This is a genomic window from Vibrio sp. JZG10 (assembly GCF_054064075.1).
Genome location: NZ_JBSUGE010000010.1, coordinates 39,372 through 52,384, shown reverse-complemented (window position 1 = coordinate 52,384; position 13,013 = coordinate 39,372). Strand labels below are relative to the sequence as shown.

16 protein-coding genes and 1 other RNA gene are annotated in these 13,013 nt (G+C 44.9%); 7 read left to right on the top strand and 10 right to left on the bottom strand.

Annotated features, from left to right (window positions below; all coding sequences use genetic code 11):
• Window positions 1-36 precede the first annotated feature (36 nt).
• The gene (locus ACWYVB_RS12625) at window positions 37-519 is read right to left on the bottom strand and encodes a YbaK/EbsC family protein (RefSeq protein WP_104974797.1); all 483 of its coding nucleotides are present in this window, start codon (window positions 517-519) and stop codon (window positions 37-39) included.
• Window positions 520-538: 19 nt separating this feature from the next.
• Complete coding sequence (locus tag ACWYVB_RS12620; RefSeq protein WP_012841398.1) at window positions 539-1,168, bottom strand: LysE/ArgO family amino acid transporter; 630 nt, start codon at window positions 1,166-1,168, stop codon at window positions 539-541.
• A gap of 146 nt (window positions 1,169-1,314) precedes the next feature.
• On the opposite strand from ACWYVB_RS12620, the gene ACWYVB_RS12615 reads away from it, so the two are divergent.
• Both ACWYVB_RS12615 and ACWYVB_RS12610 read left to right on the top strand, forming a co-directional pair.
• Window positions 1,315-2,211, top strand: coding sequence for a LysR family transcriptional regulator ArgP (locus ACWYVB_RS12615; RefSeq protein WP_046875104.1), 897 nt, complete (start codon window positions 1,315-1,317; stop codon window positions 2,209-2,211).
• A gap of 227 nt (window positions 2,212-2,438) precedes the next feature.
• A complete protein-coding gene (locus tag ACWYVB_RS12610) occupies window positions 2,439-3,131 on the top strand; it encodes an oxidative stress defense protein (RefSeq protein ID WP_005393939.1) in 693 nt (230 codons plus the stop codon).
• A gap of 60 nt (window positions 3,132-3,191) precedes the next feature.
• Here ACWYVB_RS12610 and serA read toward each other — a convergent pair whose 3' ends face one another.
• From serA to ACWYVB_RS12585, 5 genes are all read right to left on the bottom strand, one after another.
• Entirely contained in the window at window positions 3,192-4,424 is a 1,233-nt protein-coding gene (gene serA, locus ACWYVB_RS12605) for a phosphoglycerate dehydrogenase (protein ID WP_005393937.1), read from the bottom strand.
• A gap of 273 nt (window positions 4,425-4,697) precedes the next feature.
• The gene (rpiA, locus tag ACWYVB_RS12600; RefSeq protein WP_005380982.1) at window positions 4,698-5,354 is read right to left on the bottom strand and encodes a ribose-5-phosphate isomerase RpiA; all 657 of its coding nucleotides are present in this window, start codon (window positions 5,352-5,354) and stop codon (window positions 4,698-4,700) included.
• A 53-nt stretch (window positions 5,355-5,407) separates the two neighbouring features.
• Window positions 5,408-6,007, bottom strand: coding sequence for a 5-formyltetrahydrofolate cyclo-ligase (locus ACWYVB_RS12595; RefSeq protein ID WP_104970962.1), 600 nt, complete (start codon window positions 6,005-6,007; stop codon window positions 5,408-5,410).
• 5 nt (window positions 6,008-6,012) lie between these two features.
• Window positions 6,013-6,197: non-coding RNA, 6S RNA (ssrS, locus tag ACWYVB_RS12590), on the bottom strand.
• 8 nt (window positions 6,198-6,205) lie between these two features.
• Entirely contained in the window at window positions 6,206-6,514 is a 309-nt protein-coding gene (locus tag ACWYVB_RS12585; protein WP_005393932.1) for a cell division protein ZapA, read from the bottom strand.
• Between the two features lie 249 nt (window positions 6,515-6,763).
• Between ACWYVB_RS12585 and ACWYVB_RS12580 the strand changes: the two genes are divergently transcribed.
• The 3 genes from ACWYVB_RS12580 to ACWYVB_RS12570 are packed head-to-tail and all read left to right on the top strand — an operon-like array spanning window position 6,764 to window position 9,784.
• Window positions 6,764-7,342 carry a YecA/YgfB family protein gene (locus ACWYVB_RS12580; RefSeq protein ID WP_005393931.1) on the top strand — a complete coding sequence of 193 codons (579 nt, stop codon included), beginning with the start codon at window positions 6,764-6,766 and terminating at the stop codon, window positions 7,340-7,342.
• Window positions 7,343-7,365: 23 nt separating this feature from the next.
• Complete coding sequence (ubiH, locus tag ACWYVB_RS12575; RefSeq protein ID WP_109169432.1) at window positions 7,366-8,544, top strand: 2-octaprenyl-6-methoxyphenyl hydroxylase; 1,179 nt, start codon at window positions 7,366-7,368, stop codon at window positions 8,542-8,544.
• Between the two features lie 31 nt (window positions 8,545-8,575).
• On the top strand, window positions 8,576-9,784 hold the full coding sequence (locus ACWYVB_RS12570; protein ID WP_243328156.1) for an FAD-dependent 2-octaprenylphenol hydroxylase: 1,209 nt from the start codon (window positions 8,576-8,578) through the stop codon (window positions 9,782-9,784).
• Window positions 9,785-9,849: 65 nt separating this feature from the next.
• On the opposite strand, the gene ACWYVB_RS12565 is transcribed toward ACWYVB_RS12570, so the two are convergent.
• The 3 genes from ACWYVB_RS12565 to ygfZ all read right to left on the bottom strand — a co-directional run bounded on the left by ACWYVB_RS12565 (window position 9,850) and on the right by ygfZ (window position 12,129).
• Window positions 9,850-10,056: a DUF1107 domain-containing protein gene (locus tag ACWYVB_RS12565; RefSeq protein WP_005380970.1), complete on the bottom strand. Its 207-nt coding sequence runs from the start codon at window positions 10,054-10,056 to the stop codon at window positions 9,850-9,852.
• Window positions 10,057-10,694: 638 nt separating this feature from the next.
• Window positions 10,695-11,168, bottom strand: a complete 474-nt coding sequence (locus tag ACWYVB_RS12560) for an aminoacyl-tRNA deacylase (RefSeq protein WP_031780369.1) — start codon at window positions 11,166-11,168, stop codon at window positions 10,695-10,697.
• Window positions 11,161-12,129: a tRNA-modifying protein YgfZ gene (gene ygfZ, locus ACWYVB_RS12555; protein ID WP_395222551.1), complete on the bottom strand. Its 969-nt coding sequence runs from the start codon at window positions 12,127-12,129 to the stop codon at window positions 11,161-11,163. The genes ACWYVB_RS12560 and ygfZ overlap by 8 nt, the downstream gene beginning before the upstream one ends.
• Window positions 12,130-12,318: 189 nt before the next feature.
• On the opposite strand from ygfZ, the gene ACWYVB_RS12550 reads away from it, so the two are divergent.
• Together ACWYVB_RS12550 and ACWYVB_RS12545 are read left to right on the top strand one after the other, a co-directional pair.
• Window positions 12,319-12,579, top strand: a complete 261-nt coding sequence (locus ACWYVB_RS12550; protein ID WP_005393925.1) for an FAD assembly factor SdhE — start codon at window positions 12,319-12,321, stop codon at window positions 12,577-12,579.
• Window positions 12,527-13,009 (top strand): protein YgfX, encoded by a 483-nt coding sequence (locus ACWYVB_RS12545; RefSeq protein ID WP_395222550.1) that lies wholly within the window; start codon window positions 12,527-12,529, stop codon window positions 13,007-13,009. Before ACWYVB_RS12550 ends, ACWYVB_RS12545 begins: the two co-directional genes overlap by 53 nt.
• The last annotated feature ends 4 nt before the right edge of the window (window positions 13,010-13,013 follow it).

Genomic DNA, 13,013 nt, shown 5'->3' with positions numbered 1-13,013 from the left:
AGATATTCGAAAGCGAGGCCAATTGGCCTCGCTTTTTTATATCTCATAAAGAATGTGATTACCGGCAAGCAATAGACGTTTTAGGTGTTTACCGGCAAAGCCAAAGGTGAATTCAGGCAACCCTGGCGTATAGAGCAACTCTTCGTGTTGATACAGGGTTGTATCAACAATGAGCGTGACATATTCAGGTAAGCCAATCGGACATACCGCTCCAGGCAAACAACCTAACACTTCGACCATTTCACCGTCGTCACAAATTGAGGGGCGTTTACCTGTGACGGCCTTTATTTGTTTGGCATCGAGGCGAGAGTCTTTTTCTGTTAGATAAATTGCGTAGCCTTGTCCTTTAAGTTTTAAGAAGAGGCTTTTGGTGTGCGTGCCTGTCCATCCAAGCTCGGACGCAACTCTTATATCCGTGTCAAAGTCTAAGATGGCTTCATGCTGCCATTCCCGAAAAGGAATAGAGAGCGCGTTGAGTCGCTCTCTATTGATATCATAGATACGCTTTAGTGACTCCATGTCTTTGTTGTCCTGTTGATTACCAGTACTTTTCAATAAGTTCACTAGCTAAAATATACGCTATCGTGAACATCATTACTGCGACCGCGATGTCGATGCCTTTTTTCACTCTTGGCTTTGATAGGGTAGGGCCTAGTTTTGCGGCTCCTATCGACAAGGTATAGAACCAAACAAAGGAAGCCATCATCGTACCTAGTGCAAAAGCAATTCGGTCATGGCCTTCAAACTGCCCACCAATAGAGCCCAGAATAACGACTGTATCTAAGTACAAGTGTGGGTTAAGTACTGTGACGGCTAACGCGCCTAATATGACCGTTCGACGACCACGAGCGACGACTTCACCTTTTGATTCTGACTCACTGTCTGACTTAAACGCACTCTTAAGTGACAGTAATCCATAAAAGCTCAGGAAGGCAATACCACCAAGCGTCACCGATGTTAGCAAGATTTCATTTTGAGACAAAATCGCACCACCACCAAAGATACCTAGAGAAATGAAGATCATATCTAGGATGCTACAAATAGTGGCAGTCGTCAGGTGATGATTGCGCTTTATGCCTTGATTTAAGACATACGCATTTTGTGCGCCGATCGGAATGATCATTGATGCCCCTAAACCAAACCCTTGCAATAGAACCCACAAGCTCACACTTCACCTCACTTCAAAATAACCAATAAATTCTCAGAAGAGTGAAAGATAAAGAGTTTATCTAAATAAGTATAATTAATGATTTTAATATTATATTAGCCAAGCTAATTTAAGGGTTGGTGTTTTATCAGGAGAGGAAGAGTAGGATGAGAGGGTTGGACTACAAATGGATTGAGGCATTAGATGCCGTGGTTTATCAGGGGAGCTTTGAGCGTGCTGCTGAGCATTTATTTGTCTCGCAATCAGCGATTTCTCAACGTATTAAACAATTAGAGAAGTTTCTCGCACAACCCGTTTTGGTTCGTAGTCAACCACCCAAGCCAACGCCGATTGGTAAAAAGTTATTAGGCCTTTATCGTCGAGTGCGCTTACTCGAGCATGAAATTCTGCCCGAACTCAAGAATGATACCAGTACTCGACCTGTACAACTCTCTTTGGCGACCAATGCTGATAGCCTTGCTACTTGGCTACTGCCTGCACTGCAAGATGTCATGAAGCAGCGTCAGGTTGAACTCAAACTCACTATCTATGGTGAATCTCGTTCCATCGAAAAGCTAAAAAGTGGCGAAGTGACGGGGGCGATCAGCTTAGAATCCCAGCCGATACCTGGCTGTAGAGCGGATTACTTGGGACGTGTTGATTACGTTTGTGTCGCGAGTCCGGAGTTTTATCAGCGTTACTTTGCTCAAGGCGTCAATAACCAGACGTTGGCCAAGGCGCCGGCCGTTTCGTATGATCAATATGATGACCTACATAAAACCTTTCTTACCGAGCATTTCAATGTCAGCCCTGATAGCGTCATTCACCATAACATCAGCAGCTCTGAAGCGTTTCTAAAAGTGGCGTTAGCTGGTGTAGCCTATTGCTTAATCCCTCGTTTGCAAATTACCGACGAGCTAGAGCGTGGCGCGTTGGTTGATGTTACTCCCGGTTTTTTAATGTCCCATCGGATTTATTGGCATCATTGGCAACTGGAAACGGGGGTTCTACAAGAAATCTCACACGCGATAGTCGGGTATGCTCAGCGGCACTTACCTCAATAAGTTCATTGTCGCATCGATGGGTTCATTGCCGACAGAGTGTTTCGTTGAAAAATTACGCCAATGTTACATAGTCAAAGTTGTGTTAGAAGTCATTCTGAGTGCTTGGATAATCGACAGAAGTTTCTATTATGAAACCATACACTTTCTCAGTAGTGATAGTTTTGTCTGAATCTTGAGCCTTTCTGCTGAGAGTAAGTACTTTATTTTTGTATGGATGGATTTATTGAATGAGACTGTATTCATTTTTGCTGGCTTCTGCACTCAGCCTTACTAGTGCTTCAGTGTTGGCGAACTCGCCTGAATTTGCTCACGTAACGACGACAGGTTATGGTGAAGTTATTGCTACACCAGATATGGCGACGTTTTCTGTAAAAGTGGTAGACACGACAATGACTGCTGAACAGGCCAAGCAGTCAGTAGACAAAACCGTTGAGCAATTTCTGAAAAATCTGTCCGATGCTGGCTTATCAAAAGACAATGTTACCAGCTCGAATTTATATCTTGCGCCTCAATACCACTACCCTAAATCTGGTAAAGCAGAGCTCGTTGGTTATCGCGCTTCTCGTAGCATTGATGTGACGGTTACGGATCTAAAAAACCTAAACCAGTACCTAGATATGGCGTTAGAAGCAGGGATTAATCAGGTTGATAATATTCAACTTAAGGTAAGCAACCAGGCTGAGTATCAGCAAAAGGCACGCATGGCGGCTATCCAAGATGCGCGAGAAAAAGCAGCGTCACTGGCTACTGGCTTTGAGAAAAAGTTGGGTGATGTCTGGCAGATCAATTACAGACAGATGCACGTTCAGCCAGTTCTAATGCGCTCGATGGCGATGGACAGTAAAGAAGGGGCAAACAGCTACCAGGATTCTACCATGATTATTCGCGATCAAGTTGACGTGATTTACAAGCTGAAATAAGGCTGGGTGCAAAAAGAAAAGGCAGGGTATTCCCTGCCTTTGTTATTTCTGCTTCACAAATTAGTGAAGGATACGAGCACGGATAGTGCCTTCAATACTTTTCAGTTTCGCTAGTGCTTCTTCTGAGCGCTCGGTTTCAACATCGATCACCACGTAGCCGATTTCAGCGGCTGTTTGTAGGTACTGTGCGGCAATGTTAATACCGTCTTCCGCGAAGATGGTGTTGATCTGAGTAAGAATACCAGGACGGTTTTTATGGATGTGAAGCAAGCGAGAGCACTCACCACCGTGCTCTGGCAGTGACACCTCTGGGAAGTTTACGCTTGAAAGCGTAGAGCCGTTGTCAGAGTACTTCGCCAGTTTTCCTGCGACCTCAACACCGATGTTCTCTTGTGCTTCTTGCGTTGAACCACCAACGTGTGGAGTGAGGATGACATTATCGAACTTCTGCAAAGGAGATTCGAACGGGTCGGCATTCGTTTTTGGTTCTGTTGGGAATACATCAATCGCAGCGCCCGCAATGTGACCCGCTTCTAAACTATGGCAAAGTGCTGGAATATCCACGACAGTGCCGCGTGCTGCATTAATAAAGATTGAGCCTGGCTTCATGCGAGCAAACTCAGCTTCACCCATCATATTTTTTGTTTCTGGCGTTTCAGGAACGTGCAGAGAAATTACGTCACACTTGTTTAGTAGTTCACTCATGGTATGTACTTGCGTCGCATTACCAAGGGACAATTTGTTCTCGATGTCGTAGTAGTAAACGCGCATACCTAAGTTTTCGGCAATAATACCTAGCTGCGTACCAATGTGGCCGTATCCGATAATGCCAAGACGTTTGCCACGTGCTTCGTAAGAGTTGTCAGCACTTTTCTTCCAAATACCGCGATGTGCAAGCGCATTCTTTTCAGGAATGCCACGCAGAAGTAGTAGGATTTGACCAAGTACCAGCTCCGCCACACTGCGTGTGTTAGAGAACGGTGCATTAAACACTGGAATGCCGCGTTTTGCTGCTGCGTCTAGGTTTACTTGGTTAGTACCGATACAAAAACAGCCAATTGCAACCAGTTTATTCGCCGCATTGATTACCTCTTCGGATAGGTTCGTACGGGAGCGAATACCGATGAAGTGCACGTCTTTAACCGCTTCAATCAATTCTTCTTCCGGAAGGGAACCTTTATGGTACTCAATGTTGGTATAACCAGCTGCTTGAAGAACTTCAACTGAAGAAGGGTGGAGTCCCTCTAACAAGAGGATCTTAATCTTTTCTTTTTCCAGTGAAACTTTGGCCATTTTTTCTCGTCCTTAAAATGGAAAGGTGGGCTAATGTGGCGCACATTGGGCAAAACTATTAAAAAGGGGATAATTGATAGTTTTGTAGGAGGACAAACGTTTCCTTGTGCGTCTTCTGTTCAATAAAGTAACAAAAAAAAATTGCTTTGGGTAAGAAAATTACGGAATAAGAGATAATTTTCTTAGAGAAAGGAATAAAAAACGGTGCCTTGCAGCACCGTATGTAATGAAATAACAGAAAAGTGAACCAGATAGGTCGATTTGAGCCGTTATTTATTCTTCAATTTTTGCGCCTTCTGGTGTGCCTGTGATTACGACGTCAGCACCACGGTGAGCAAAAAGACCCACAGTCACCACACCCGCGATACCGTTGATCTTGTCTTCCATTTCTTTCGGGTTAGTAATCTGCATGTTGTGTACATCCAAAATTACGTTGCCGTTGTCAGTCACAACGCCTTCACGGTAAGCCGGGTCACCGCCCAGTTTGACTAATTCGCGCGCAACGTAAGAGCGTGCCATTGGGATCACTTCTACAGGTAGTGGGAACTGACCTAGTACGTCAACTGCTTTGGTGCCGTCAACAATACATACAAACTTATCAGAGATTGCTGCGACAATTTTCTCACGAGTCAGAGCCGCGCCGCCGCCTTTGATCATTTCACGTGCTGGGTTAATTTCGTCTGCGCCATCAACATACACATCCAGCTTCATTACGTCGTTACACTCGTATACTTCAATACCAAGCTCTTTAAGGCGCTCAGTTGAAGCGACAGAGCTAGACACTGCACCTTTAATATCGTCTTTGATAGTGCCTAGTGCATCGATGAAGTGATTCACGGTAGAGCCAGTACCAACACCGACAATGCTGCCTTTCTCAACATATTTTAGTGCTGCCCAACCAGCCGCTTTTTTCATTTCATCTTGAGTCATGCCAATCTCCTGAATAGATGTTCGTTAACGTTTGCGGGCGTGATTATAGCGGCTTACTTGCCACTTTCCCATTGCCATATTCGGCTTGGGGTCACGATCTTAGGTAATGGAATGTCCCAGCTTTCGATTGGTAAGCGTTCTACATGTTGGCAGTCGTGAGCGATACCAACAGGCTTGGCACCTTCTCCGGTTATAAACCAATGAGACAGGGTACGGTCATAATACCCTCCGCCCATGCCTAAGCGGTGGCCGATGCTGTCGAATCCAACCAAAGGTGTACAAATGATATCAAGTTGACGAACGGGTTTGAGATGGCGGATGTCTAGTTTGGGCTCTAAGATGCCGTATTTGTTGTAGACCAATTGATCATCACTTACGTACAGAAGAAACAGTAACTGACCTTTGGAAAACGGATGGATGACAGGTAGATAAACCGATTTTCCCTGTTGCCACAACCACTCAATGAGCGGCTTGGTATCAAGTTCACCGTCAGCAGAAAGATAAATAGCAATATGCTGCGCTTGCTGGATTTCAGGAATTTGAGAGAACTGAGTGACAAGGTCGATCCCTGCTTGGAATTGCGTATCGCTACACAATGCGTTGCGCTTTTCACGAATCAGTTTGCGGAAGTCTTGTCGAGAGAGGTCTGACATAGAGAGAATACCCCAGGGTGCCGTTGAGGATTGTGGCCCTTGAACCAGCTGGTTCAAGGCGGATCAGCAATGACAACCGTAGGCTTCTCGGTACATGCCGAGCTTGCTCAATAGTTACCAAATACTAACCCTTAGGTATTGCTTATCGGCTCAGGGACTTAAATCCTGCTGACGCACACCCCAGGGTAAATTTTGTATTTACTGCTGTCCTTGCGTAACTTTGCTTAGTGCGTTCTCAAGAGACGCAGTGAGCTTTTCCATTCGCTCAGTAATTTCTTGCTGTTGACCGTTTGATTCGTATGACTTGGTGTGCAACTCATAACAAATATTCAATGCAGCGAAGGTCAGCAGTTGGATTTCATTGGTTACCTTAGTACGTTCGCTCATTTCTTTCAATCGGCGATCCAGATCTTTTGCCGCTGCAACAAGAGACTCTTCTTGTCCTGTCGGACAATTCACTCGTGTAACTTTGCCTAATATTTCAACGTCGATCGCTTGATTGCTCATGATGAATAAACTCTATATTCGCGCTATCTAAGGTGTTGCTTCATACAACTACCGAGGAGCAAACTATAGGAAAACCGCTATTAAGATTCAAGCATTTCCCATCACAGAAAGAGAAATGATGACGAGATCACACAGGAATTGGGCAAATTGAGCAAATGCTGTTCAAAATTGAATTTGATAGCCGTTTCAGACCACTAACCTTGATGGTAGGATATACCAATACATTATTATGCAAGAATGAGCCAAGTTATGAGTGAAATCACCCTTCCTGAATACCAATCTATTGCTGCTGAACTGCAATCTGCAAGCCTAGCAGTAACACCTGCGGAATTACATGGCTTATTTGTCGGCATGTTAAGTGGTGGATTGGCGATTAATGATCAAACTTGGCAGCCTATTCTGTTTGACTACACCAATGATGGGATGGGGTGGCCTTCTACCGCGCTAGCGTTTGCTCAAAGCGTATTCACCGTTACTGTCAATGAACTCACGGGCACGTCGATGGAGCTGTCTTTATTATTGCCAGATGAGCCGGGAGAAGAAGGCTTATTCACGTTGGCTGACAGCGTGTCCGATTTCGTAAACCATTTTATTTCTGGGTTAGGTCTAGCAGGTGTTGCGCTAAATAAAGCGTCAGATGACGCTAAAGAAGCATTGGCTGACCTAGAAGAGATTGCCAAATTAGGCATTGATGAAGATGACGACCTCGGTGAACAAGCGCAATTGCTAGAACAAGTGATTGAACACATCAAAGCTTGCGTACTAACGATTCATGCTGAGTTTGGTGTTCGCCCTGAAAGTAGCGATAAAAAGCCTACTATTCATTAATCGTAGATGGTCCAGAGGTTAGCATGAAGCAATATGATGTAGTCATTGCTGGTGGTGCCATGGCTGGTGCAACGTTAGCATTGGCGATTGACCATTTGTCCCAGGGAAAGCTCCGCATTGCCGTCGTTGAGCCTTTTAAAGCGCAGTCAGATATGCACCCTGGTTTTGACTCTCGCTCAATCGCATTGTCTTACGGTACTGTCAATCTGTTGCGTCAACTACAGCTCTGGACTTCATTAGAACCGTTTGTCACACCTATTGAACATATCCACGTTTCTGACCGCTCTCATGCTGGGATGACGGAAATTACCAAGCAAGAGATTGGCGTTGAAGCACTAGGGTATGTTGTCGAATTAGCCGATGTTGGTCGCGTATATCAAGAATTATTAGATAGCAGCGCATCCATAACGCTGTTTTGCCCTGACTCTGTTACCGATATCGAGCGCGAGCAAGACTGTACCCATATTACGTTGAAAAGCGGTGAGCAGCTTGACGCAAAACTGTTGGTGGCAGCCGATGGTGCTGTTTCAACCTGCTGTCAGAAAATTGGTTTAGAGCTTTCTGAGCAAGATTTTGAACAAGTGGCTGTCATTGCCAATATTGTGACTCAAGAACCTCATCAGGGTAGAGCCTTTGAACGTTTTACTGAAAATGGCCCTGTTGCTTTATTGCCAATGAGTGACAATAGAATGTCCTTAGTTTGGTGTCTGCACCCTGAGGAAGCCCAAGCAGTTCTTGAGTTATCTGACCAAGCATTTCTCCAACGTTTACAACAAGATTTTGGCTGGCGTTTGGGCGCGATGAAAAAAGTGGGACGCCGTGCGAGTTACCCATTGCTTCTTCGCCATCGAAAGCAAAATATTTCTCATCGTTTTGCGATTGTTGGGAATGCGGCGCAAACGCTGCATCCGATAGCTGGACAAGGTTTTAATCTTGGTATTCGCGATGTTGTCTCGCTAGCAGAAGAAATCGTGCAGCAAAGCGATGATGTTGGTCTTTATCAAGGCTTGATGCGCTTTAGTCAGCGTAGAGAGGCAGATCGAAGCGAAACGATCTGGCTAACCAGTGCCTTAGTGCATATTTTTTCAAATGATTTACCCGCGATGCGAATTGGGCGAAATACTGCCTTAGCAGCGATGGATAACCTTTCTATTTTTAAGCAGCCGCTACTACGCCATACGCTTGGTTTGGTAAAACGATGAACGGCCGCACTGAATTAGGTAATAAAAAGCAATGATGCAAAGTGTAGATATCGCCATCATCGGCGGAGGGATGGTTGGGTTGGCACTTGCTGCCGCATTCAAGGACAGTGATCTGCGTGTCGCCGTAATAGAAGGCAAGGTGCCAGATGAGTCGTTGAAAGAGTTACCTGATGTGCGTGTGTCTGCGTTGAGCCGTTCTAGTGAGACTATCTTGCGTAAGCTTGGCGCTTGGCAGGGGATAGAGCAACGCCGATCTTCACCATACTACGGTATGGAAGTGTGGGAGCAAGATAGCTTCGCTAGTATTGAGTTCAATGCACAAAGCATGGCACAACCTGATTTAGGGCATATTGTTGAGAATCGAGTGATTCAACTCGCACTGCTCGAACAAGTCCAAAAGCTCGATAACGTCACTATGTTTATGCCTGCACGTTGCGCGACCTTAGCGGTGGGCGAACAAGAAAGTTGGTTGACGCTCGACAATGGTCAAGCCATGACGGCTAAGTTAGTGGTCGGAGCCGATGGGGCAAACTCGTGGCTTCGTCATCAAATGGATATTCCGTTAACGCATTGGGATTATGGGCATCATGCTCTGGTCGCGAATGTTAAAACCGCTGCTCCGCATAATAGCGTTGCACGACAGATTTTTACTCCTCAAGGGCCATTGGCGTTTTTGCCAATGTCGCAACCAGATATGTGCTCTATTGTTTGGTCCACTGAGCCAAATCGTGCAGAGCAGCTATTGGCAATGAGTGAGCATGATTTCAACAAAGCATTGACGAGCGAATTTGATACACGACTTGGTCTATGTGAAGTCGTGGGAGAGCGTGCCGCGTTTCCTCTGAAAATGCGTTATGCGCGAGATTTTGTTGTGGAGCGAGTCGCATTGGTTGGTGATGCGGCCCATACCATTCATCCTCTAGCGGGCCAGGGGGTAAATTTAGGTCTATTAGATGCAGCCAGCCTCGCTCAAGAGGTGTTAGCGCTATGGAAGCAAGGCCAAGATATTGGCAGCAAACGCAACCTAAGAGGTTATGAGCGTTGGCGCAAAGCGGAAGCAGCAAAGATGATCGCTGCAATGCAAGGGTTCCGAGACCTGTTCTCTGGAGAGAATCCTGCTAAGAAGCTGGTTCGTGGCATTGGTTTGAGTTTAGCGGGTCAATTGCCGGGAGCGAAAGATGAGATCATGAAGCGTGCGCTTGGTCTAAAAGGTCATCTGCCTGATCTGGCACGTCAGTAGGTGTAAAGCGAACTTCAAATACACAAAAGGCTGGTTAATCCAGCCTTTGTTTTATCAACGTTTTGCTAAGCATATGCGCATCGGAGTTTCATTATTTCTTGGTTGATCTCTTTGACCGCTCGGAAATGGCGTTGCTCTGCTTTCTCCGGCAGTATTAACTTGCCGTTATCAAACTCGAATCTACCGACCCCGTAAATATAAATTCTTCCTTTAAAAAGACGACTTATATGTTTAGCAATCATACTTGGTGTATAGCGCTTAAACAGTCTCATATTTACTTTCCTTTTATCTAACCTAGCCTAGGTATTCTACGTTTTGGACGCGAAAATTATTGTGACAGCCATAGTATTAAATACAGATGTAGGGTGTTGCGTCAGAGATTTGTGTTGTCTTAGACAATTTGACAGTATCATCTCTTAAATAGCGTGAGGATTACCCCAAAAAATCACCGTTCAAGGAACCCTTACAACAATACACTCCTTTTTACGTGACGCATTAAGCAATAGTTTTGTTACAGAATTAAGAATAGAACGAAAATGATTGTTTGCTAATTGTTTCTATTGAGGTGGTATCCAACAGAACAAACTTTACGTCCTAACGGTTAGAGAAAGAGGAAGAGAAAAAAGTTCCGCACAAAAAAAGCCCGCTTCAGCGGGCGAATAGTCACAGATGCATTACACAAAAGTGGACAGCTGACGGCATGAATACTGTCATTCAGTCAGCTGATTCACTTTATGTTGGTTAAGTGCTTGTTTGAAACTTAACCAACAAATTCAGCATATACGAGTTTTATCTTTGTGACTATTTATGTTTTATATGTGATTAAAAATTCTCTCGTCTATTTTTATAGATATGAGCGAGATCACGTAGTGATAGAAAAACTACGTGCTATTACATTATTTTTAGACGACTAACGACAGATCTCAGCTACGGTCGGCTGACACAATTGGATAAGATCTTGGATAGAAAGCGCCAGTCCAGCCATACGATCGCCACTGCTGATCGTGACTTCCTGTTCTTCTAGTAAGCTAGGATCGAACACGATCGGCATGTGTCGTTTGAGTAATAGTGGAGTGACAGTACCAATTTTGTAACCCGTGATGGCCTCAACGTCGGCTTGATCAACGCAAGTCATCCGGCGGCATTGCAGTAACGAGCGCACTTTTTTGGGATCGACACTACGATCACCAGGCGCACAGGCGAGAGCATATTGATTACCCATGTCTCGTAGCAAGATTGCTTTCACCATTTGAGAAGGGCGAATGCCGCGTTGTTGCGCGGCATCCTCAATAGTGGTTGCTGGTCTTTGATGCGGTAACAGACGAAACGGAATGTGTTGGTCTGTGAGAAATTGCATCAAAGGAGTATTGATTGTATTACTCATCATCAAGGCTGTAAGGCAGTGATTCGATTGTCCATTCACATTCTGGTTGAGCAACCAAACGAAGACGAGTGTCTTCATCGAGATTATTGGGCAGTACGATCAGGCCAATCGCTTGATTGTCGCTGAACTGGTAGTGGTTTAATAAAGCACCCACTGAGCGCCAGTTTTCACCCACGCTGCGTTCGATCTCAATTGGCTCGTCACTGAATGGAGCAGAAGTTGCCCCTTTTACGATGTACATCGCACGTTTATTTGTACCGCGATACTTAGCTCGTGCTACCGTTTCTTGTCCTGTGTAGCAGCCCTTTGTGAAGCTAATGCCTCCTAAAGCTTGCACGTTGAGTGCTTGTGGAATGTGAGCATTCTGCGCGGATGCAGAGACAAATGGTAAACCAGCTTCAATGTCGAAACGATTCCAAAGCTCATTTGTCGTAAGGACAGCATCTGTATTTTCAACGACTTGTTGCGCAGCTGGCGCACTTAATATCAGTAACCAGCGGTTTTGTGAAACTTGTACTGCGGTGCCGCCTTCAACAGGGCGAACGCTGCCAGTCGTTTTGCTCATTGAAGAAATAAGCTCATCGGCTTTGACGCCGGCAACACCTAAGATAACTTCATCAGAAGCTTCAATCGTTACTTTAGAGAAAATGGCGTATTTTTTTATTTCGCTAAGTTCTACGTCAATCGCCGATTTTGGTTGGATCATGCCGTAGCCATCGTGGTGATGGAAAAGGCGGAACACGCTCCACACTTTGCCTTTTGCATCACAATGTGCGCCCAATGTTGATTGGTCTTGTTCTAAAGAAACAACATCGCAGGTAACCTGACCTTGTAAGTATGATTTTTTATCGTCACCGACCATGGTGATCATGCCGAAATTGTCCAGCAGCGAGATAGATAACTCTGGAAGTGCGTCTTGAGTTGAGAGAGGTAGTGCTGAAAAACGAGTTTGCCATTCCATAATTACAATGCCTTTTGAAGATATTTTTCCGCTATGTTATACCCAAATAACCTTGAGATACTAGGGGAGCGATTTACGAATCAACATTTGTCTGCTTTCACTATCGTATTGTGACCCGCACACTAGTGACGTAGCACATCCCTTGTTACACTCCGCACTAACAACAAGACATCTATGAAGGAATAGTGAATGTACACTCCGGAAGAAAAAGCGCGTATTAAATGGGCTTGTCGTCGAGGCATGCTTGAGCTTGACGTAGTAATTATGCCGTTTTTTGAAGAGTGCTTTGATACTCTGAGTGAACAAGAGCAGCGTGACTTTGTTTCTTTACTTGAATGCGATGATCCTGATCTGTTTACTTGGATAATGGGGCATGGCCGCAGCGAAAACTTAGGTCATGCTGCAATGGTTGATAAAATTGTCGCCCATAACCTCAGCAAAGTTCGTTAATTTTACCGCTTCTCCCTCTCTGACTGCCCGAGTTCTCAATGTAATACTTTTCTTACTGATGACTTGGGCCGTTACCCTCTCTAGCATCCCTCTCGTATTATCGATTTATTTGTTATTAATGATTGTTAAGGCACAATTGAGCCAAGGCTTTGTTAAACCGACAAGTCAGGGTTATTGGTATGTGCATTGCGATGGCTCGGTTAGGTTTGAGGCCCTTGAGTATAGTGAATGTTCGGCGGCTCTTGAGTCTGAAAAGGATCAGTTACAACGAATCGATACATCGACATTGCCATTCAAGATAACATTTCGATTGCAGTCTGGCCGTAGTGTTACGATTTGGCGTGATAGCTGTGACGATAAGCAGTATCGTCAATTATCTTTGGTATTACGCCAGTGGGAAATGAAACAGGGAGCCAATGCTCCCTGTTGATGTA